This window comes from Hymenobacter sp. IS2118, assembly GCF_000715495.1.
GTDB lineage: Bacteria > Bacteroidota > Bacteroidia > Cytophagales > Hymenobacteraceae > Hymenobacter.
The window spans coordinates 51,361-73,065 of record NZ_JNLX01000196.1; the positions used below are offsets into that span (position 1 = coordinate 51,361).

At 59.6% G+C, this 21,705-nt stretch carries 19 protein-coding genes and 1 tRNA gene; 11 read left to right on the top strand and 9 right to left on the bottom strand.

Annotated elements, in window-relative coordinates:
- Window positions 1–55: 55 nt before the first annotated feature.
- Window positions 56–1,219 carry a sigma-54-dependent transcriptional regulator gene (locus tag GM79_RS22025; protein ID WP_035568081.1) on the top strand — a complete coding sequence of 388 codons (1,164 nt, stop codon included), beginning with the start codon at window positions 56–58 and terminating at the stop codon, window positions 1,217–1,219.
- 290 nt (window positions 1,220–1,509) lie between these two features.
- Here GM79_RS22025 and GM79_RS22030 read toward each other — a convergent pair whose 3' ends face one another.
- Together GM79_RS22030 and GM79_RS22035 are read right to left on the bottom strand one after the other, a co-directional pair.
- A complete protein-coding gene (locus GM79_RS22030; RefSeq protein WP_235184139.1) occupies window positions 1,510–1,962 on the bottom strand; it encodes a hypothetical protein in 453 nt (150 codons plus the stop codon).
- A gap of 191 nt (window positions 1,963–2,153) precedes the next feature.
- Window positions 2,154–3,152, bottom strand: a complete 999-nt coding sequence (locus GM79_RS22035) for an acyltransferase (protein ID WP_035568083.1) — start codon at window positions 3,150–3,152, stop codon at window positions 2,154–2,156.
- Between the two features lie 116 nt (window positions 3,153–3,268).
- On the opposite strand from GM79_RS22035, the gene GM79_RS22040 reads away from it, so the two are divergent.
- Entirely contained in the window at window positions 3,269–3,853 is a 585-nt protein-coding gene (locus tag GM79_RS22040; RefSeq protein WP_152560141.1) for a hypothetical protein, read from the top strand.
- Window positions 3,854–3,966: 113 nt separating this feature from the next.
- On the opposite strand, the gene GM79_RS22045 is transcribed toward GM79_RS22040, so the two are convergent.
- Entirely contained in the window at window positions 3,967–6,387 is a 2,421-nt protein-coding gene (locus GM79_RS22045; protein ID WP_051719190.1) for a thiamine pyrophosphate-dependent enzyme, read from the bottom strand.
- Window positions 6,388–6,628: 241 nt separating this feature from the next.
- Between GM79_RS22045 and GM79_RS24000 the strand changes: the two genes are divergently transcribed.
- The 4 genes from GM79_RS24000 to GM79_RS22065 all read left to right on the top strand — a co-directional run bounded on the left by GM79_RS24000 (window position 6,629) and on the right by GM79_RS22065 (window position 11,362).
- Complete coding sequence (locus tag GM79_RS24000) at window positions 6,629–7,399, top strand: DUF1573 domain-containing protein (RefSeq protein ID WP_035568085.1); 771 nt, start codon at window positions 6,629–6,631, stop codon at window positions 7,397–7,399.
- 164 nt (window positions 7,400–7,563) lie between these two features.
- Window positions 7,564–8,085 carry a VOC family protein gene (locus tag GM79_RS22055; protein ID WP_051719191.1) on the top strand — a complete coding sequence of 174 codons (522 nt, stop codon included), beginning with the start codon at window positions 7,564–7,566 and terminating at the stop codon, window positions 8,083–8,085.
- 116 nt (window positions 8,086–8,201) lie between these two features.
- Window positions 8,202–9,329 carry an alanine dehydrogenase gene (gene ald / locus GM79_RS22060; RefSeq protein WP_035568086.1) on the top strand — a complete coding sequence of 376 codons (1,128 nt, stop codon included), beginning with the start codon at window positions 8,202–8,204 and terminating at the stop codon, window positions 9,327–9,329.
- 122 nt (window positions 9,330–9,451) lie between these two features.
- Window positions 9,452–11,362: an LTA synthase family protein gene (locus tag GM79_RS22065; protein WP_035568088.1), complete on the top strand. Its 1,911-nt coding sequence runs from the start codon at window positions 9,452–9,454 to the stop codon at window positions 11,360–11,362.
- A gap of 180 nt (window positions 11,363–11,542) precedes the next feature.
- Here GM79_RS22065 and GM79_RS22070 read toward each other — a convergent pair whose 3' ends face one another.
- Window positions 11,543–12,001, bottom strand: a complete 459-nt coding sequence (locus GM79_RS22070) for a type I restriction enzyme HsdR N-terminal domain-containing protein (protein WP_035568089.1) — start codon at window positions 11,999–12,001, stop codon at window positions 11,543–11,545.
- A gap of 118 nt (window positions 12,002–12,119) precedes the next feature.
- Between GM79_RS22070 and GM79_RS22075 the strand changes: the two genes are divergently transcribed.
- Entirely contained in the window at window positions 12,120–12,890 is a 771-nt protein-coding gene (locus GM79_RS22075; RefSeq protein ID WP_035568090.1) for an AMP nucleosidase, read from the top strand.
- Window positions 12,891–13,110: 220 nt separating this feature from the next.
- Window positions 13,111–14,757: an amidohydrolase gene (locus GM79_RS22080; protein WP_035568092.1), complete on the top strand. Its 1,647-nt coding sequence runs from the start codon at window positions 13,111–13,113 to the stop codon at window positions 14,755–14,757.
- A gap of 291 nt (window positions 14,758–15,048) precedes the next feature.
- Here GM79_RS22080 and GM79_RS22085 read toward each other — a convergent pair whose 3' ends face one another.
- A complete protein-coding gene (locus tag GM79_RS22085) occupies window positions 15,049–15,567 on the bottom strand; it encodes a DinB family protein (protein ID WP_035568094.1) in 519 nt (172 codons plus the stop codon).
- A gap of 50 nt (window positions 15,568–15,617) precedes the next feature.
- Window positions 15,618–17,057 (bottom strand): MFS transporter, encoded by a 1,440-nt coding sequence (locus GM79_RS22090; protein ID WP_051719192.1) that lies wholly within the window; start codon window positions 17,055–17,057, stop codon window positions 15,618–15,620.
- Between the two features lie 167 nt (window positions 17,058–17,224).
- Between GM79_RS22090 and GM79_RS22095 the strand changes: the two genes are divergently transcribed.
- Complete coding sequence (locus GM79_RS22095) at window positions 17,225–17,656, top strand: hypothetical protein (RefSeq protein ID WP_152560142.1); 432 nt, start codon at window positions 17,225–17,227, stop codon at window positions 17,654–17,656.
- 116 nt (window positions 17,657–17,772) lie between these two features.
- Here GM79_RS22095 and GM79_RS22100 read toward each other — a convergent pair whose 3' ends face one another.
- Window positions 17,773–18,096 carry a hypothetical protein gene (locus GM79_RS22100; protein ID WP_035568097.1) on the bottom strand — a complete coding sequence of 108 codons (324 nt, stop codon included), beginning with the start codon at window positions 18,094–18,096 and terminating at the stop codon, window positions 17,773–17,775.
- 132 nt (window positions 18,097–18,228) lie between these two features.
- Here GM79_RS22100 and GM79_RS22105 point away from each other — a divergent pair, with 132 nt between their 5' ends.
- A complete protein-coding gene (locus tag GM79_RS22105) occupies window positions 18,229–18,495 on the top strand; it encodes a hypothetical protein (protein WP_035568098.1) in 267 nt (88 codons plus the stop codon).
- A gap of 82 nt (window positions 18,496–18,577) precedes the next feature.
- Here GM79_RS22105 and GM79_RS22110 read toward each other — a convergent pair.
- A tRNA-Ser gene (locus GM79_RS22110) sits at window positions 18,578–18,665 on the bottom strand.
- A gap of 118 nt (window positions 18,666–18,783) precedes the next feature.
- Window positions 18,784–19,869 carry an asparaginase gene (locus GM79_RS22115; protein ID WP_035568100.1) on the bottom strand — a complete coding sequence of 362 codons (1,086 nt, stop codon included), beginning with the start codon at window positions 19,867–19,869 and terminating at the stop codon, window positions 18,784–18,786.
- 169 nt (window positions 19,870–20,038) lie between these two features.
- Between GM79_RS22115 and mqo the strand changes: the two genes are divergently transcribed.
- Window positions 20,039–21,544 carry a malate dehydrogenase (quinone) gene (gene mqo / locus GM79_RS22120; RefSeq protein ID WP_035568101.1) on the top strand — a complete coding sequence of 502 codons (1,506 nt, stop codon included), beginning with the start codon at window positions 20,039–20,041 and terminating at the stop codon, window positions 21,542–21,544.
- Window positions 21,545–21,705: the final 161 nt, after the last annotated feature.

A 21,705-nucleotide genomic window follows, 5' to 3' on the forward strand; every position in this document is an offset into this window, starting at 1 on the left:
GCCGGGGTCGGGCTGCTATACATTACTTTCGGGCCGACTTACCATCTCCGTTTCTATGCCCCGCATCCTCATCATCGACGACGAACGCGCCATTCGGCACACGCTAAAGGAAATCCTCGAATTCGAAAGCTACACCGTGGACCAGGCCGAAGACGGCCCCGCCGGCCTCGACATGCTGATTCAGCAGCGGTACGACGTGGTGCTCTGCGACATCAAAATGCCTAAAATGGACGGCCTCGAAGTCCTCACCCGCGCCCAGGCCATGGGCACCGACGCGGCCTTCATCATGGTATCGGCCCACGGCAGCATCGACACGGCCGTGGAAGCCACCAAAAAAGGCGCCTACGACTTCCTCTCCAAGCCGCCAGACCTCAACCGCCTGCTCGTGACCGTGCGCAACGCCCTGGACCGCACCAAGCTGGTGAGCGAAACCAAAACCCTCAAAAAGAAGCTTTCCGTTGCCAAAGGTTCGTCCATGGTGGGCTCTTCGGCGGCCCTGGGCGCCGTGCGCAAAGCCATTGAAAAAGTGGCCCCCACCGACGCCCGCGTGCTCATCACCGGCCCCAACGGCGCCGGCAAGGAGATGGTAGCCCGCCAGCTGCACGAGCTCAGCAACCGCGCCCAGGGCCCCATGGTGGAGGTAAACTGCGCCGCCATTCCTTCGGAGCTGATTGAAAGTGAGCTGTTCGGCCACGAAAAAGGCTCCTTCACCTCGGCCGTGAAGCAGCGCATCGGCAAGTTTGAGCAGGCCGACGGCGGCACGCTGTTCCTCGATGAAATCGGCGACATGAGCCTCTCGGCCCAAGCCAAAGTGTTGCGGGCGCTGCAGGAAAGCAAAATCACCCGCGTAGGCGGCGAAAAGGAAATCTCGGTGAACGTGCGCGTCCTCGCCGCCACCAACAAAGACCTGATGCAGGAAATTGCGGACAAAAACTTCCGCGAAGACCTCTACCACCGCCTCTCGGTCATCCTCATCCAGGTCCCTTCGCTGAACGACCGCCGCGACGACGTGCCCGAGCTGATTGAGAAATTCCTGAACGACATCGCCGCCGACTACGGCAACAAGCCCAAGAAGATTGACGCCGCCGCCCTCACCTACCTCAAAGGCCTGGACTGGCGCGGCAACATCCGCGAGCTACGCAACGTGGTGGAACGCCTCGTGATTATGAGCGACGACGTAATTTCCGAAGGCGACGCGAAGGCGTTCGCGGGGAAGTAGCGAAGGTACCACGCAGCACAAAAAGGAGCGCCAGCATCGATTGATGCTGGCGCTCCTTTTTGCCACAATATGATTTCAGCTTACGTGCAGGGCTTGTGGCAGGTGGGGAATTTGAAACTCGTCTGCCTGAACGTCAGCCGATATAAATTACTGCTGTTAAGTTACTTACAAATGTTCAAAAGATTTCCGTCAGCCGAAACAAAATTACAATAAAATCACTAAAGCTCAATTACTTACGTCAGCTCCGCTTGCCACAAACCCATGTTAGTGGCAGTTTTTTTTATCTTGTTTTAATTTTTAAATCTCGCAATTAGTTTGTCAATTCTCCTCTTATTCTGTTGTTGTAGTAAGGAAGGATATAAATTCATAAGTATATTTGTTACTAATATTACAAATGCAAACACATATTCTTGATTGTGAAGTTTAATGATGATAAAAATACAAGGAAATAGAAACGCAAATAAGTGGGCTATTTCTGATTTTGTCATTTCATCTCTTAAAAATTTTAAATCCATAAGATTAACTCTTCCATTTATTTTTATTGTCTGGTTGAAAAACTTAAAAAAAGTATTTTTTACAATCCATTTTATAACTCCAACTCCTATAATTTCATTAATATTTTCGTTTTTTATAAAGTTAAGATTTGATATTTTTATGTTGTAGAAATCTGTTTTTTTAATCAAGGCAATCATTATCAGTCCAACCATAAATGAAATAAATCCTAATGAAATGCCGAATTTCAAATATTTTAATATCATTTTGGTTTTATAATTTAAGATTATTTTTGGTTTTACTTTCTAGGGGTTTTCTTGTTAAAATCACCGCTAACACCCAGATATCCGCCACCACTCGCTTATGCAGTAGCGGGTATCCGACTACCGCTGGTCGTGTTTGCGCTACAAGCTACCACCGCGCGAATAATTTCCCACGCTGCTCACACCAGCTGATTGCACCCCCGCACGTCCGAATTATCCATCCGGCCCAGCACTTCAAAGCTGCCATCCGGGTGCATGCGCGCCAGGTCCTTCGTTTCAATAAAAGCGCAGGAATCAATGTTGGCCAGGTCAATTACATTGATGGCACCATCGTTCCGGCCTCCAATCGTAAACGGGTCCGACGGGTCGCGCAGCAGCACGCGCAGCGCCACCGGACTGCGAAACCGACCGTCGCCCAAGGAGTAAGCCTGCCCCAGCAGCTCGGTCATGCCATATTCGGAATGGATGCCGGCCGGACCAAATGACAGTTGCAATTCCTGGTGCAGTTCTTCCCGAATCATCTCGCGGCGCCGGCCCTTCATGCCGCCGGTTTCCAGCACGGTGAGGCCCTGCAGCTCCGGCGCGGGGCCCATTTCGGCTGTAAAGTCCAGCAGGGCGTAGCTCACGCCGATGAGCATGACGCGGCGGCCGTGCACTTGCTTGGCTTCGGCCAGGGCGGCGCGCAGGGCGGCGTGGTCGTGCAGGAAAAAAGCGGGCTGGGTTTGGCCCGACTGCCGGGCGAAATAATCCACCATGGCCACCAGCGAGGACTGTCCCTGCTCCAGATACGACGGCAGCAGCGCCAGAAACGTCCAGCCGCTGAGCGGGCCGTAGCTGCTCTCGAAAATGCGGGCGGCGTTTTCGCGGTATAGGGCGGGGTCGCGCACCAGGTGGCGGCTGCGCTGCTGCAAGGTGGTGCCGCTACTCAGGAATACTTCCTGCTCCTCCCACTCAGCGGGCGCAGTGCGCACCTCGTGGGTCTTGAAAAAAGCTATGGGCAGGAACGGAATATCCGCCATGCGCGTCACCGATACCGGGTTGCGCCCGAGTGCCTGCAAGTACTCGGCATAGGGGGGGCAGTGCACGGCCTGGTGCCGAAACAGCGCCAAAGCCGCCGCCTCGAACGTGCCGGCCGTAACCTGCGGCAGGGAACGCAAGAAATCAGCGCGAAAACTCATGACCGGGCCCCAAGGTTAACAACGCCGGGCGAACCAACCGGGGCCGCTATTCGTTGGAAAAAATGTACTTTGGGGCCGCTTCGGCCGTTGTGCTCAAGTCTATTCACTGCTCTTCTATGAATCTGTTTCGTACCCTGCGCGGAGTTGCCCTGGTTTGCCTCGCGGCAGCAGCTCTGCCAAGCTGCCTCACCCCGCCGAATTATCCCGACGAGCCGGAAATCGATTTCAATAGCCTCACCAAAATTTCCGTGCCCTCGGCGGGTGGCCAGCTGGCCGTGGACACGTTGGTATTCGCCGTCAATTTCAAAGATGGTGATGGTGACCTCGGGCTCTCGGGCAGTGACATTACCAGTGCTCCTTTCAACTCCACCACGGGCGGGCCCAACAACCGTGGCTATCGGTTCAATTACTTCATTCAGCCGTTCAAGAAAAACGTCCTCAACGGCGTTTTTGAACCCTACATCACCCCCGGCGGCTTCCTTGGCGAGTACGATGGCCGCTACCCACGCCTCGACAGTGAAAAGGAAGAAGATGCCAAGGCTGCTCCGCTCCGCGGCACGCTACGCTACAAGCTGCCGGTGTTTCTGGATGGTTCCGTTTTCGCGGCCGGCAATGTCTTCCGCTTCGAAATCAGCATCATGGACCGGCAGCTGCACCAGAGCAACAAAATAGTAACCAGCGAGGTGAAGCTGGGCCGGTAAATTCAGCCGTTCTGGCTTAGTTGTCGGTTGCGGGTTGTCAGTTATTAGCCCTGCGGCCACGCACCCTAACAACTGACAACCCGCAACCGACAACTCTTTTATTTTTACACCGCTTAGTAAATTTCGGGGAACCGCGCCGGCTCGGCCTCGCTCATCATCTCGTAGAGGGTGTCGAACACGTCTTCGGCGTTGGGCTTGCTGAAGTAGTCGCCGTCGGAGCTGTAGGCCGGGCGGTGGGGCTGCGCGGCCAGGCAGCGCGGCTGCGAATCCAGAAAGCGGTAGGCCTGCTGCTCGTCTACTACTTGCTGCATCATGAAGGCGGTGCCGCCGCCGGGCACGTCCTCGTCGGCAAAAAGCACGCGGTTGGTCTTGCGGATGCTGTCCACAATCTGGTGCTCGATGTCGAACGGTAGCAGGGTTTGCACGTCGATGACTTCAACCGAAATTCCGACTTCAGCCAATTGTTTGGCCGCTTCCATCACAATGCGGCACATCGAGCCGTAGGTTACCACCGTTACGTCGGTGCCGGCTTGTAGCACTTCGGGCCGGCCCAGGGGCAGCGTGAATTCGCCCACATTGCTTGGAATCCGCTCTTTCAAACGGTAGCCGTTCAGGCACTCAATCACCAAAGCGGGCTCGTCGCTACGCAGCAGGGTGTTGTAGAAGCCTGCGGCTTGGGTCATGTTGCGGGGCACACATACGTGCATGCCGCGCAGGCTGCCCAGTATCATGCCCATCGGCGAGCCGGAGTGCCAGATGCCTTCGAGACGGTGCCCGCGGGTACGCACAATCAGGGGCGCTTTCTGGCCGCCTTTGGTGCGGTATTGCAGGCAGGCGAGGTCGTCGCTCAAAATCTGCACGGCGTAGAGCAGGTAGTCGAGGTACTGAATTTCGGTGATGGGGCGCAGGCCGCGCAGGGCGGCGCCTATCCCCTGCCCTATAATGGTGCACTCGCGGATGCCGGTGTCGGTCACGCGCAGCTCGCCAAACTTTTCCTGCAAGCCGGCAAAGGCCTGGTTTACGTCGCCAATCTTGCCCACGTCCTCGCCAATGGCAAAAATGCTGGGGTCGCGCTCAAAGTTGGCATCGAAGCAGGCCTGCAGCACTTCGCGGGCATCCACGGTGGGCGAGTCGGCGGCAAATACGGCGGGCACTTCCTCAATATTGCCAACGGCGTATTCGCTCTGACTGAACAGGTTGGAGTTGTACCGGTCGGCATTTTCGGCCAGCAGCTGCTCCAGGTGGCGCTGCACGCTGCGGCGGCCGAAGCTCTTTTTTTCGTTGCGCACCTGGCGCAGGGCCCGGCGCAGGGTCCGCACAATGTCGGCCCGGATGGGCGTGGGGTTGGTTTTGAGCTGCTCCACCAGCTCGTGCATGGTGTTTTCGGTGCCGGTGTCGGCCACCAGCTGGTCGAGCAGTTTCACGGCTTCGTCGCGCTCGGCTTTAATGGTATCGAAGAAAGCCGACCAGGCCGCCGTGCGGGCCGTTTTGATAACGCCAGCCGCCGTTTTTTCGATTTCGTCCAGCTTGATTTCGGTGGCGTGGCCTTCAGCCAGCAGCCACTCGCGCAGCTTGTGCAGGCAGTCGTGGGCCTCTTCCCAGCCCAGCCGGTCCTTGCTTTTGTAGCGCTCGTGCGAGCCGCTGGTGCTATGGCCCTGGGGCTGCGTGAGCTCGGTAACGTGGATGAGCACGGGCACGTGCTGCTCGCGGCACACGGCGGCGGCGCGCTGGTAGGTATCCACGAGGCCGGCATAATCCCAGCCGCGCACCACGTAAATCTCGAAGCCCTGCTCGCCTTCGCCCTCACGCTGCAAGCCGGCCATGATGGCCGAAATACTCTGCTTGGTGGTCTGGTATTCGGCGGGCACCGAAATGCCGTAATGGTCGTCCCACACGCTCACCAGCATGGGCACCTGCAGCACGCCCGCCGCGTTCAGCGCCTCAAAAAACATGCCTTCGGAGGTGCTGGCGTTGCCAATGGTGCCAAACGCCACCTCGTTGCCGTTGGTGGAAAGGTTGGTAAACTGGTGCAGCTCGGGGTTTTGGCGGAAGAGCTTGGAGGCGTAGGCCATGCCCAGCAGGCGCGGCATTTGCGCCCCGGTGGGCGACACGTCGGCCGAGGAATTTTTGGTTTGGGTGAGGTCGGTGAGGTTGCCGTCCTCGTCCAGCATGCGGGTGGCGAAGTGGCCGTTCATGGCGCGGCCGGCGGTGGCAGGCTCGGCTTCGGGGTCGGGGTTGGCGTAGAGCTGGGCGAAGTATTGCTGCCAGGTGAGCTGGCCGATGGCCACCATAAAAGTCTGGTCGCGGTAGTAGCCGGACCGGAAGTCGCCCTTTTGGAAGGCGCGGGCCATGGCTAGCTGCGGCACTTCCTTACCATCGCCAAAGATGCCAAACTTGGCTTTGCCCATGAACACCTCCTTGCGGCCGGCCAGGGAAGCCAGGCGGCTTTCCCAAGCCAGGCGGTAATCGTCAAGAAAATCGTCCTTGGAAAGAGCGGTGGATAGCATGGGCACGGCGGTTTCGGCAACGGGCATAGCGAATGTAAAAGGGAGGGTGGGATGTAAAGCAGGAAGAACGGGGCGGCCGGGGCCGGGGCACAAAAATACGGAATTGCGGCCGGGTAGGTGGCGCGGGGAATTCGGGCGCGGGCTTCCGACGTATATTTGAGGGGTAATGACTTGGCCCGCCGCTTACTCCAACTTGTGGCCAATACCATTCGGCAGCCGATATTGTTACGCCTCAGCCGGCCGCACCGGCAAGTCAACTCCTAAGATTATGAAACAGCTTCTTACTATTTGCCTACTGATGGTGGCCGCCAGCGCCAGCGCCCAGGGCGTGATGAAATTTGAATCGGAAAACCACGACTTTGGCAATGTGGCCGAAGGCACAATGGCCACCTACGAATTCAAATTCAAGAACACCGGCAACCAGCCAGTTATTATTGCCAACGTGCAGGCCAGCTGCGGCTGCACCACCCCCGACTGGACCAAAACCCCGGTGCTGCCCGGCAAAATGGGCGTTATCCGGGCCATCTACAGCAGCGCCGGCCGGCCCGGCGTATTCAGCAAAACCGTGACGGTGACCAGCAACGCCAGCGAGCCCAGCAAGGTGCTCAGCATTAAGGGCTCGGTGCTCACGAAGGCCGAAATCAAGCCCACGCTCACGGCGGCGCAGCTGGCGCAGTCGCCCCGGCTGGTGCTGAGCAAAAGCGTGCACGATTTCGGCAAGTTTGAGGCCGGGCAGCAGCCCACGGCCCGCTTCACGGTGAAAAACACCGGCAAGAGTCCCCTCCTGCTCGGCGCCCTCACGTCCAACTGTTTCTGCGTGGGCTACAAAGAAACGCCCGCCCCCATTGCCCCCGGCCAGACGGCAATCATCGACCTGCTCTACACCCAGCGGCAGCTCGGAGCGGCCAGCGACGTGGTTACCATCACCTCCAACGACCTGAACGGCGATACCAAGCTCACGCTCAAGGCCAGTATCGTGCGCGACCTCAGCGGCAGCAGCATGGTGAAGGAAAGCACCAGCGCCGTACCGTTCAAGTAAGGACCACGGATTGGCTACGCCGAACTTCGTTTCATTCGGATTTTTCGGATTGCGCGGATTTTGTAGTTGGGATGGTATTTTTTTTGAGGCCCTGCCATTATGGCGGGGCTTCTTTTTTGGATTAATGTTGGTACATTGATATTTAACAAACCAATCCCTCCGCCATGAAAAATACCCCTTCTGAGTCTTCTACCGCAGTTGCTGCTGCTTACACCGTCCCGGCCCAGACGCGCATCGGCCACGTGCACTTGCAGGTAACGGACCTTGAGAAAGCCTTGGCGTTTTACCGCGACCTGCTTGGCTTCACGGTGATGCAGCGGTTTGGGAATCAGGTGGCGTTTATCTCGGCTGGCGGCTACCACCACCACATCGGGCTCAATACCTGGAACAGCCTGGGCGGGGCGCCCGCCCGCAAGCACGGCGCCGGCCTTTTTCACACCGCTATTCTGTACCCCACGCGGGCCGATTTGGCGCGGGCGGTCCGGCAGCTGGTGGCGGCTAATTATCCCCTCACCGGCTCGGCCGACCACGGCGTTTCGGAAGCCGTGTACTTGGACGACCCCGACGGCAACGGCGTGGAGCTGTACTGGGACCGGGCGCCGGAGCTGTGGCCCCTCACGTCCAGCGGCGAAATTCAGATGTATACCCGCTCCCTGGATATGAACGGGCTGCTGGCCGAGCAATAATACGAAGCCCGTACGGGCAACATTAGGGCCTTGGGCGTGACAGGGAACGGCGGCGCCTTATCTTTGCGGCACGAATTCTCACCTCCTGATTTTACTCCACTCCCACCCCTTCGCACATGATAATCGGCGTTCCTAAGGAAATCAAAAACAACGAAAACCGCGTGGGCCTCACGCCCGCCGGCGTAGCCGAATTGCGCAAGCACGGCCACACGCTGCTGGTGCAAACCACCGCTGGCGAAGGCAGTGGCTTCAGCGACGAAGAATACCAAACGGCAGGCGCCACCATGCTCGGCACCATTGCCGAAGTGTACGAGCAGGCCGAGATGATTGTGAAGGTGAAGGAGCCCATTGCTGAGGAATATCCGCTCATCAAGGAAAACCAGCTGCTCTTCACCTACTTCCACTTTGCCAGCGGCGAGGAGCTGACCCACGCCATGATAGCGCGCAAAGCCGTGTGCCTGGCCTACGAAACCGTGGAGCTAAGCAACCGCGCCCTGCCCCTGCTCATTCCAATGAGCGAAGTGGCCGGCCGCATGGCCCCGCAGGAAGGCGCCAAGTACCTGGAGAAGCCCTTGAAAGGCCGCGGCATTCTGCTGGGCGGCGTGCCCGGTGTGAAGCCCGCCAACGTGCTGGTGTTGGGTGGCGGCGTAGTAGGTACGCAGGCCGCTAAAATTGCCGCCGGCCTCGGCGCGCAGGTCACCATCATGGATATCAGCCTGAACCGTTTGCGCGAGCTCGACGACTTCATGCCCAAAAACGTGGTGACGCAGTACTCGAACGAGTACAACATCCGCGAAGCCATCAAAACGTCCGACCTGATTGTAGGCGCGGTGCTGATTCCCGGCGCTAAGGCTCCGCACCTCATCACCCGCGACATGCTGAAGACCATGCGTCCCGGCACCGTGGTCGTGGACGTGGCCGTGGACCAGGGCGGCTGCATCGAAACCTGCCACCCCACTACCCACGAAAACCCGACCTTCATCATCGACGACGTGGTTCATTACTGCGTGGCCAACATGCCGGGTGCCGTGCCCTACACCAGCACCCTGGCCCTCACCAACGCCACCCTGCCCTACGCCGTGAAACTGGCCAACCAGGGCTGGCAGGAAGCCTGCCGCCGCGACGAGGCCCTGCGCCTCGGCCTGAACGTGGTGCACGGCGAAGTGGTGTACAAAGGTGTAGCCGACGCCTGGGGCCTGCCCCTGGTGAACGTGGAAACCGTACTGGAGCTAGCGGCCGTGTAAATTAAAAACTGAGAATTAAGAATTAAAAGTGCCTTCCCGCTTTGCTGTCGGGGAGGCATTTTGGCTTTTTCTCATCGATGACCTTGTAATTTTTAATTCGCAATTTTTAATTTCCTTCGCCCTTGCTCCCTTCGCCCGCCATTCGCTTGCTACTGCGCCGCTTTGCCTTGCTGCTGGGCGCGTATTCGCTGCTGCGGCTGGGGTTTTATGTATTCAATATTCAGACATTTGGGGGCATTGGTTTCGGCGCGATAGCGCTGGCTTTTGGCTATGGGCTGCGCTTTGATATTTCGGCGCTGCTGTGGCTGAACCTGCCGCTGGTGCTGCTCTCGCTGCTGGTGCCCGTGACGGCCCGGCGGGGACAACGCGGGCTACGCGGGCTGTACGTGCTGACCAACCTGGTGGGGTTCGTGCTGAACGTTATCGACTGGGAATACTTCAAGTTCATTGGCCGGCGGCTCAGCAACGAGTTTACCACCGTAGGGGCTGATATTCAGCGGCAGGCCGGGCAAATTGTGGGGCATTACTGGTACCTGCTGCTGCCGCTGGCGGGCCTGGCGTACCTGCTGTGGCGCCTGTGCCCCATGCCGACCCGGCCGGAGCTGGCGGCCGCCCCAACCGGCCGGCGCAACTGGACGCAACGCGGCGTCGAAGTCGTGCTGGTGGCCGGGCTGGTAGTATTGGGTATACGCGGCGGCTTGCAGCTCAAGCCGTTGCGGGCGGGCGCCGCTTTTGAGCAGCAGCCCGCCGTGCTGGGCCATCTGGTTCTCAATAGCACCTTCACCGTACTCAAGTCGCTGAATGGGGCCAGGGTGAAGCGCGTGAGCTACTTCGCCACCGAAGCGGCTTTACGGCCCGCGCTGGGCCGGGCACCGCTGCCGGCCCGCCCCGCCCGCCCCAACCCGCCGAACGTGGTGGTGCTGCTGCTGGAAAGCTTCGCCTCGGAATACACCGGCGTAGAAAATGGCGGCGTGGGTGGCTACACGCCGTTTTTCGACTCGCTGGCCACGGCGCCGGGCGCCCTGCTCATGCGGGAGCATTACGCCAACGGCCGCCGCTCCATTGAGGCGCTGCCGGCAGTACTTTCCGGCCTGCCTTCGCTGCTGGACGGGGACTTTATCACCTCCAGCTTCCAGACCGCCGAGCTGCACGGACTGGGCGAGATTCTGGGGCGCCACGGCTACGCTACCGCCATGTACCACGCCGGCACCAACGGCACCATGGGCTTCGATATGTTCTCTGGCATCGCGGGCATGCAGCGCTACTACGGCCTGAGCGAGTACCCCGGCGCGGCCGACAGCCCGGACTACGACGGGCACTGGGGTATTTTTGATGAGCCTTATTTGCAGTATTTCAACCGGCAGCTGGGCCGGACCCGGCAGCCGTTTTTTGCCACCCTTTTCACCCTCAGCGCCCACGACCCGTTCACGGTGCCGACACAGTACCAGGGGAAGTTACCGGCGGGCACGCTGCCCATTCACCCCACCGTGGCGTATTCGGACCTGGCCCTGCGGCGCTTTTTTGCGGCGGCCCGGCTTGCGCCCTGGTTCCAAAATACCATCTTTATTCTGACGGCCGACCATACTTCCCAAACGGACCGACCGAACTACAAAAACCCGCTGGGCTACCACAAAATACCCTTGCTGGTTTTCCAACCGGGTCAATCCCTGCCCACCGCCAACCCTCACCGCATTACGCAGCAAGCCGACATTCCCGCGCTGGTACTTGATGCTCTGGGCCTGCAAGCCGAGCAAAAAGACCTGCTGCCCTTCGGCTCCTCCGTGTTCGATTCGACCAGCACAGGCCGCGCTGTTTTTCGCGATGGCAGCTCGTATTATCTGGTTCATGCCGATTTCGTCACCGAGTTAAGGGATGACAACACCGTGCGGCTCTACCCCTACCAAACCCATTTTATTCCTGCCACTCCCCTGGCCAATCCAGACCCGAAACTGGTTCAGCAATACGGCGATGAGCTGCGGGCCATCGTGCAGTTCTATGTAAACGGACTGCTGGATAATCGGCTTTACAAGTAACTGTTGTTACGCAGCGGAGCTGGCGCGCGTGTCTGACGCGCTGCCTCCTGGCCCCGAGCCTCTGGCTCGCACGCGGCCATGACGTTGTAGACGACCTCCTGATTCGAGCCGGAGGCTCGGAACCAATCAGCAACGCGTCAGAGACGCGCGCCAGCCCATCTGCGTAACGTCAGTAAGATGCTACCCCACGGCGGCCGCGTAGGATGGAATTTCTTCCAGCCGCTCGTTAGTGCGCAACTCGAAGTCCACGCGCCAGCAGTAGTGCACCAGGCCGTTGGTGAGCAGTAGCAGCGGCGCCCCGATGGTTTGGTTATAGGTGGTGGCCTGACGGGCCACGGCGGCCGTGATGGGCACCGACGGCGCCTTGCATTCGACCAGCAGCAGGGGCTGGCCGTCGGGGCCCAGGGCCAACAGGTCGGTACGCTTGCGGCGCTGGTTATAGCGCAGGCCGCGCTCCAGGGCCAGCAGGCCGCGCGGGTAGCCCAGGTGGTCGGCCAGGTAGTGTACTACGTGCTGGCGCACCCACTCCTCGGGCGTGAGCACGACGTGCTTACGCCGCAGGCCGTCCCAGATGAGGGGCTGATTTGTGGCCGATTGCGTAAGTTTGGCGCTGAAAGGCGGCAGGTCCAGGGCTTGCATCACCTCCAAAGGTACGGGCTGTGCCGAGTGACTGAGTGCCTGAGCGACTGAGTGACTTGGAATGGTTCGACTCTTTTCATTTCCACACTCAGTCACTCAGGCATTCAGTCACGCTTCCATGAAGACCAAAGAAGAAATTGTAAATAACTGGCTGCCCCGCTACACGGGCGTGCCGCTGGACGAGTTTGGGCAGTACATTCTGCTCACCAACTTCAGCAACTACGTGTACATGTTTGCCGAGCAGTTCGGTACCGAAGTGCGCGGCAAGGACAAGCCCATGCAAACGGCCACGGCCAACGGCATCACCATCATCAATTTCGGCATGGGCTCGCCGATGGCGGCTACGGTGATGGATTTGCTCTCCGCCGTGAAGCCCAAAGCGGCCCTGTTTCTGGGCAAGTGCGGCGGCCTGAAAAAAACCAAGCTCGGCGATTTGGTGCTGCCCATCGCGGCCATTCGCGGCGAGGGAACTTCCGACGACTACCTGCCCAAGGAGATTCCGGCTCTGCCCTCCTTCCGCCTGCAACGCGCGGTTTCTTCGATGATTAAGAAACACGAGATGGACTACTACACCGGCACCGTGTACACCACCAACCGCCGGGTGTGGGAGCACGATGCCGAGTTCAAGGACTACCTGCTGCGGGTGCGCGCCCTGGCCGTGGACATGGAAACGGCCACCATTTTCGTGTGCGGTTTCATGAACGACATTCCCCACGGCGCCCTGCTGCTGGTGAGCGACAACCCGATGACGCCCGAAGGCGTGAAAACGTCGGAATCGGACTCGAAAGTGACCACCGACTTCGTGAAGCGCCACCTGCAAATCGGCATCGAGTCGCTCCAGGAACTGCAGTTTTCGGGCGAGTCGGTAAAGCACATGCGCTTCGATTAAAGAACCGGGATTCGCTTTTTCGCACAGTAGAATCCAAAGGCCGTCATGCTTCGACAAGCTCAGCATGACGGCCTTATTTTTTAGGATGCTTCAAGTAAGTATACCTATTCCGCGTTCGCTTATCAGCTGAACGCTCTCTTTCGGCCCGTTCAGGTTTAGTGTCGTTCTTGTGCGAAATCTTAAAAAACCAGCACAGAGAATGATGAATTTTTCCAGGCCTTTGGGGCAAAAATTGGGAGCAGCATTGGTGGCCCTGAGCGCGCTGGCGGGCTGCCAGGGCTCACGCGAATCGGTGGACCTATTGGTGACCAATGCCACCGTCTACACCGTGGATTCTACCTTTGCCAAAGCCGAAGCTTTTGCCGTGAAAGACGGCAAATTTGTGGCTGTGGGCTCGTCGGCAGACCTCAAATCCCGCTTCAGCGCCACCAAAGAAATTGATGCCCAGGGCCAGTTTGTGTACCCTGGCTTTTACGACGCGCACTGCCATTTCTACCGCTACGCGCTGGCCCTGCCCAGCGCCGATTTGGTGGGCACCACGTCGTGGAAGGCCGTCATTCAGAAGCTCCAGGAAAACCGCCGGCAGTACCCTCAGGCCGCCTGGCTCACGGGCCGCGGCTGGGACCAGAACGACTGGGCAAACAAGCAGTTCCCTACCAAAGACACGCTGGACATCCTGTTTCCGGACGTGCCGGTGCTCCTCACCCGCGTCGATGGCCACGCAGCGGTGGTCAACCAAAAAGCCCTGGATTTGGCCGGCGTCACCACGAGCACGCCCATCAGTGGCGGCACTATCACGCGCGATGCCCAGGGACGGCTCACCGGTCTTTTAGTTGACAATGCGACCCGCTTGGTGAGCAGCAAAATCCCCGACCCTACTCCCGCCGAAACGGCCCGTCTGCTGCTGCAAGCCCAGCAGAATTGCCTGGCCGTGGGCCTCACCAGCCTGGCCGATGCGGGCCTCGACCGCGCCGACATTGAACAGATGGCGGCGCTGCAGCAGGACGGCCAGCTCAAGCTGCGCCTCAACGTGATGCTCAACCCCACGCCGGCCAACCGCACGCATTACCTCAAAAACGGCCCCATTCTCACCGACCAGCTCACCGTCAGCTCCTTTAAAGTGTATGCCGACGGGGCGCTGGGCTCGCGTGGGGCCTGCCTGGTGGAGCCGTATGCCGACAAGCCTAAGGAAACCGGCTTCCTGCTTTCGACCGAAAAAGAATACCGCGCCCTGGCGAAAGAGCTGGCCGCGTCGAAATTCCAGATGAACACCCACGCCATCGGCGACTCGGCCAACCGCATCATCCTCAACATCTACGGCGAGGCGTTGACCGGCCAGAAGGACCGCCGCTGGCGCATCGAGCACGCCCAGGTAGTCACGCCGGCCGACATGCCCAAGTTCGGGCAGTTCGGCATCGTACCTTCGGTGCAGCCCACCCACGCCACGTCGGATATGTACTGGGCCGGCGAGCGGCTGGGCAAAGCCCGCCTCGCCACGGCCTACGCCTACGCCGAGCTGCTGAAACAATACGGCCAGCTGGCCCTGGGCTCCGACTTTCCGGTGGAGGATATCAACCCGCTCTACGGCTTTCATTCGGCCGTGGCGCGGCAGGATGCCAAAAACTACCCCGCCAACGGGTTCCAGATGGAAAACGCCATTTCGCGCCCCGACGCCCTGCGCGGCATGACTACCTGGGCCGCCCACGCCGGCTTTGAGGAGCAGCGCAAAGGCCAGATAAAGCCCGGCATGCTGGCCGACTTCGTGATGCTGAGCACCGACCTCATCACCGCGCCCAAAGAACAGCTGCGTACCGCCAGCGTGCTCGAAACGTGGATTAGCGGCCAGCAGGTGTTCAAAAAGAAATAAGCTGCGGGCCGGTATCGCGTCACGGTTTTTCTTGCGATATTGGCCTGCTGTTTTGCAAGTTAAAATGGCCGTCATGCTGAACGAAGCCGAAGTATCTCTACAGAATAAGTAATCCAATTCAAATAAGATAGTTGTGCGGTAGAGATGCTTCGACAAGCTCAGCATGACGGTCCTTATTGATGCTGGCGACTTTCTAAACAGCTTTATTAAATAGGGTTTCAACAAAAAATCCCCGGCTCCACGAGTCGGGGATTTTTATATTATGGATGGTCTTTTGTTGTACGAAGCATCCTAAAACCCGCCCGGTTCGTCGGCGCTGGGGCCGTAGAGGCCGGGCACCGGAATATCCAGCAAGCGCAGGTACACGGTGAGCTGGCCGCGATGGTGAATGCTGTGGTTCAGACCCATGATGCGCAGGGCGGCGCCTTTGGGGCGGTCCATAAGCACCTGCTCGCCGCGGGTGAGCTGGAAGTGCTTGGTGAGCTTCTCATCATCGCTGCCGTGCAGCGCATCGAAGAGCGTTTTGCTGTACTCATCGAAACGGGCCATAAGCTCTTCGTGCGAGGTGGTAGTGGGGCCGGGCCGGGGCGCGTTGGGGTCCAGAAAGTCGCGGGAATCGGCGCTTACGAACAGGGTTTTGAAGGCCAGCAAATTCACGACGTGGGACGCCAGCTGCCACAGGGACATGCTCTTCGGATGCGGCTTGTAATCGGCCTGCTCGAAAGGCACCCGCTCCAGGACCCGGCGGGTATTGGCCAGCTCGTGGTCGAGCTTGGCCAGAATATTTTGCTGAAGGGAGGAGGTGTGCATTGGCGAAAGCGGTGATTGATTTGGTGACGGAATGATGGCAGGCAGCTGTGCTATTTGCGCGTAGCGGGCGTGCTGGTGGTGGCCGACGCGGGCGGCGGGCCGGGCAAAACCGCGGGGCCGTCCGGCGCGTCTTCACGCAGCTTGCGACCGCGCAGCTGGAGCAGGAAAATCAGGCCCAGAATAAAAAACACAATCAGGGCCAGCAGGCTGTAGCGCATGTTGCCCGTGACTTGGGAAATAACCCCGTAAACGAGCAGGCCAATGACGATGCCCACTTTTTCGGTCACGTCGAAGAAGCTGAAATACGCCGCCGAGTTGGGCGTGTTTTCGGGAATAATCTTGGAATACGTGGAGCGTGACAGGCTTTGCACCGCGCCCATGGTGAGGCCGATAATGGAGGCCAGCACGTAAAAAGACCAGCCGGCCTGCACGAAATAGCCGGCCACGCAAATCAGCATCCAGATAAATACGGCCCAGCTCAGGGCGCGCGTGTTGCCGATGCGCTCCGAGAGTTTGGCAAACAGATACGCCCCCAGAATTCCCACAATCTGAAGCAGCAAAATGGTAACAATCAGAGCGGTAGTATCGAGCTTAAGCTCTTCGGAGCCGAAGAGCGTGGCCACGTACATGACGGTTTGCACGCCCATGTTGTAGGTGAAATACGCGAGTAGAAAGCGCTTGAGGTTGGGCTGCTGCTTGGTTTCTTCCCACACCTTGCCCAGCTCGCGAAAGCCGTTGAGCAGCCAGCCCGAATCAGACGTGCTGCCAGCCGGGCGGCCGGGGTCGGCGGGCAGCGTGGCGAACGGAATCTGCGCGAAGCCTGCCCACCACAGGCCCGTGAGCAGGAAGCTGTATTGCGTGGCTTTCGCGGTGGTTAGGCCAAAGAGCGGCGTACCGCTCAAGGTGGGCCCCTGAATAAGAATCAGGCACATCACCAGCAACAGCACCGACCCGATGTAGCCCATTGAGAAGCCCCGCGCCGACAGCGAATCAAACTTTTCCTCGGAGGAAATATCCGGCAGGTAGGAATTGTAGAATACGATGGAGCCCGAAAAGCCAATCGTGGCCATGATGAACACGAATACGCCCAGCGTGAACGTGCTGGGCTCGAAGAAAAACAGCCCTGCGCACGACACCGCGCCGATGTAGCAGAACACCTGCAAAAAGAGCTTCTTGCGGCCCGAATAGTCAGCCAGCGAGGTCAACAGCGGGCTTATCAGGGCAATGATGAGGAAGGCGGCCGACACCGAATAATTCTGCAGCGAGGTGCCGGGAATGCTCATGCCCAGGAAATCGACGGGGGTTTTGCCACTGTCGGTACCCGTCATTTCCTTCACTACCGAGCTCCAGTAGATGGGAAATATGCTACTCGTAATCACAAGCGGATACACCGAGTTGGCCCAGTCGTAAAACGTCCAGCCGGTGGTGATGCGCTTGTTGTCTTTTTCGACGGCCACAGGAACTGCGGTCGGGATTGTGTTGGGGGCCATAAGGGGAGGCGCGGGTTGAGGTGGTATCGCCGGGCAAGGTAACGGGTTTTCCGCGCTTGCGTTGCCCGCCACGCCGGAAGAAATGGGCTCCCGCACGGCCACGCGGGCAGGTTGGCCCGTGCGCCAACTTATCTTCGCAGATTACTAAATTGTATTCCTTTCCGCCCATGAAACGTAGTTTGCTCATCCTAACGGGGTTCCTTGCCTCGGTTTCAGCTTTGGCTCAAACCGGCAGTCCGGTCATCGACAGCCCCGCGGCCTACCGCCAGGCGGGCCTGCACAGCCCCGAGCACGGCCGCCTGGTGGGCGAGCTGCTGCGCTACGAGCTGCTCCACATGCGCGAGCTGGTGGCCCACCAGCTGCAGGTGCGGCCCGCGGGCTACACTTTCGTGTTCACCAACCGGGCCACGCTGGCCGAAATCACCGAGGGCCGCTACACCGTGAAGTACTACGACGCCCAGGACCAGCTCCTAAAAACCGCCACCGGGCGCTTTGCCGGCCTGGCACCGGGCGCCAGCCGCAACCAGTCCGTCACCTTCCCGCGCCCGCCCAACACGGCCCGCACCGAGCTCACGGTCACGGAAGTAACGGCCGAGTAGGCCCGGAACTGGGCGCTGGCCAAGGCCTGGCTTACGCCCTGAGTTGCGCAAACTGAGCGACGGAACCGGGCAAAATAAGAGCCCCGGCCAGCAATGACCGGGGCTCTTATTTTGTTCTAGACGCCCTTATTCAGCACGCCCATTATCCGGGCAAATAGACCGCTGCCGCTGGCAGGAGGCGCGGGGCGCAGCTGCCACACCTGCTGGAAAGCTTCCGTGGGCAATGTGCGCTCGGGGTGGCTGGTGCCGGGTTGGCGGTACGTTACCTGACCGGTGCGCTCGCAAATCTCCAAATCATAGGACCAACCGGGTAGCCACTCGGCCTCCCCCGCGCTGCCGCAGTAGTAAGCTTGCACCTTTTTAAATTCTATCGAACTCTTGGTTGGTTTCACGCTATTCTTACTGGTTTCAAGCACCATGTTATCGTTTCTGAACTTCATGAGATGCTTGTCAAACTCGGTTTAGTGTATCTAAAATTCATTTTCACTGTTATAATTTTGATTCAACCCCACGCCGCCGTTGAACCCGGAGCGAAAGGCTGGTGTATATTCACTGTCAAATTCAGCCCTGCTATGGAAGTATCCAACCACACCGTTGCCGAAGCCACCACCACCGCCCCTTACCTCGACTATGCCGTATGCGTAGACGCCGATAACCGGCCCGCCAAACACAGCGGCGACTGGCCAATAGAAGGCGGCATCTACACCGTCCGCATTGCCGAAAGCCGGTCTGAGGGCATTGCGTTGGTGCACGTCCTGGGCTTTGAAGGCGAAGCACCGTACTTCAACGCGTTTGCCCCGCACCGGTTTCGAATAATCGAGCGGGTGTGGCTGAATTAGCCATTTGCCACAGCAACTTTCATAAGAAAAGCCCCGCTGCTCTTCCATTCGGAACGAGCAGCGGGGCTTTTTCAGCAATTTGTTGAGGGGATGGGATTCGAACCCACGATGACCTTTTGAGCCATACACACTTTCCAGGCGTGCTCCTTCGACCACTCGGACACCCCTCAAGGATGGTGGTTGGTGGGGCAAAGATAGAAGCTAGTTGCCAGTTGTTGGTTATCAATTGTCAGTTTTATGTTCATCACAGCGGCTGACAACTGACAACCAACAACTGACAACCAAAAATCACAGCGTAATCTCGCCGCGCAAATCCTGCGCCAGCAGCTGCCGGGTGCGCTCCTCCTCCAGCCCCAGACCGAGCACAAACATGAGCTTGGTGACGGCGGCTTCGGTGGTGATGTCGTCGCCGCCCACGACGCCCATTTCCTCAAAATGGGAGCTGGTTTCGTACTTGCCCTGCACCACGCGGCCTTCCTCGCACTGGCTCACGTTGAGCAGCCACACGCCGCGCGCGCGGGCCTCGGCCAGGCACTGCAAAAACCAGGGCGTGGTGGGCGCATTACCCGAGCCGTAGGTTTCGAGCACGCAGCCTTTCAGGCCCGCAATGCCCAGCACGGCCCGCACCACGGCTTCCGTAATGCCCGGAAAAAGGCGCAGTACCGCCACGCCGGCTTCCAGGTTGGTGTGCACCTGCAGGTAGGCGCCGGGCAGCAGGCGAATGCTGTTGTCATCAAACTCAAGGCCGATGCCGGCGCGGGCCAACGGCGGGTAATTCTCGCTTCGGAAGGCCGCAAACTGCTGGCTCTCCATCTTTTTGGCGCGCGTGCCACGGATGAGGATGTCGTTGAAAAACACGCACACTTCCGGCACGCGCACGGTACGGGTGCGTGGGTGGCGGGCGGCGGCAATTTCCAGGGCCGTGATGAGGTTGCGCTGAGCATCGGAGCGGCTGGCGCCCACGGGCACCTGCGCCCCGGTAAAGACTACGGGCTTGGCCAAATGCTCCAGCACGTAGCTCAGGGCGGCGGCCGAGTAGGCCATCGTGTCGGTGCCGTGCAGAACGACGAAGCCGTCGAAATCGGCGTAGTGCCGGCCGATGAGCTGGGCCAGATACAGCCAGTCGGCGGGCGTCACGTTGCTGCTGTCGATGGGCGCGGGCAGGCTCAGCAGCGCCACGTGGTACGGCAGGCGCGCCAGCTCGGGCATCTTGCGGTCGAGGCGGCCAAACTGCATGGGCACCAGCTCGCCGGTGCGGTTCAGAGCCATGCCCACCGTGCCGCCGGTGTAGATGATGAGCAGCCGCGGGACCGCAGCATCGGCGGCATCAGCGCGGGTGGGAAGCGTGAGCAGCGGTAAATCGAAGTCGGGCATGGGGAGCGGAAAGAATGGGGCAAAGAACGGCAAACGCCTCCCCTTCCCAAGGAAAAGCGCGCTTATTATTCCCCCCGCAAGAAAAGCCGCTGTTTTTTTTCGGCTATCGACAGCCCATCAGTAGCTACTCCCGTATTGCCGATGGCCTTTCTAATTCCCTTTTTTCGCTATGAGCCCAACCGCCCAAAACCCTGCCAAACCCGTTTCTGACGTCATCGTTATTGGGGCCGGCATCATGAGCGCCACGCTGGCCGTACTGCTCAAGTCCCTGGACCCCGCCCTCACCATTGCCGGCTATGAGCGCCTGAATGCCGTAGCCGCCGAAAGCTCCGATGCCTGGAACAATGCCGGCACCGGCCATTCGGCCTTTTGCGAGCTTAACTACACACCCGAGCGCGCCGACGGCTCCATCGACATCAGCAAGGCCGATAAGATTGCCGAACAGTTTGAGCTTAGCAAGCAGTTTTGGGCCTCGCTGGTGGCAGAAGGCGTGCTGCCCGACCCCGGTTCTTTTATTCAGGACATTCCGCACATGAGCTTTGTGTGGGGCGCGGCCAACGTGGAATACCTGCGCAAGCGGCACGCCGCGCTGCTGCACTCGCCCCTGTTTCAGGGCATGGAATTCAGCACCGACCCGGCCCGGATTGCGGCCTGGATTCCGCTGATAATGGAAGGCCGCGACCCCGCCGAGCCCGTGGCCGCCACGCGCATGGCCATTGGTACCGACGTGAATTTTGGCGCCCTGACCCGCTCCATGGTCACCTACGCAGCCGGCTTACCGGGCGTAGCATTTAACCTGGGCTACGAGGTGGAAGATTTCCGGCGCAAGGACGACGGCATCTGGCGACTCAAAATTCGCAACCTGGCCACCGACGAAAGCCGCATCGTGCGGAGTCGGTTCGTGTTCATCGGGGCCGGGGGCGGCACGCTGCCGCTGCTCGAAAAAACGGGCATTCCGGAGGCCGACGGCTTTGGTGGCTTTCCCGTGAGCGGGCAGTGGCTGAAGTGCCAGAATCCCGCCGTAATTGCCCGGCACGAAGCCAAAGTGTACGGCAAGCCCGCCGTGGGCTCGCCCCCCATGTCGATGCCGCACCTGGACACCCGCCAAATCAACGGCCGCAAAGAGCTGCTGTTCGGGCCATACGCCGGCTTCAGCACCAAGTTTCTGAAGCAGGGCTCCTACACCGATTTGTTTAAATCCATTGAGCTGGGCAACATCCGGCCCCTGCTCTACGCTGGCGCCCGCAACCTGGGGCTCACGCGCTACCTCATCGGGCAGGTGCTGCAATCGCCCGAAGACCGCACCGCCGCCCTGCGCGAATACTACCCCACCGCCAACCCGACCGACTGGCAGCTCGAAGTGGCCGGCCAGCGCGTGCAGGTCATCAAAAAAGACAAGAAAGCGGGCGGCGTGCTGGAATTCGGCACCGAGATGGTGACGGCCGCCGACGGCTCTATCGCGGCGCTGCTGGGTGCCTCGCCGGGGGCCAGCACGGCGGTGGCCATCATGCTCGATTTGGTGCAGAAGTGCTTCCCGGAACGGGCCGCGACGCCGGAATGGCAGGCCCGCTTCCGCGCGCTGGTACCGTCCTTCGGCCAGGCCCTGGCTGCCGACCCGGCCCTCACGACAGCCGTGCGCGAGCGCAGCCGCCGCCTGCTCCGGCTCGATGCGTAGTTGGGGCCGTATTCGGCTTGAGATTAACCTATGCCATTCGGGCACTTAAAACCTGTTAGACAAGGACTAAAGCCTTTGAATCGATTTCAAAGGCACCAGCGAATAAGCAGGCAGCAACGGGAGCGAAAATTCAGGAATAGGGAGGCCAACAAGGCGGCCGG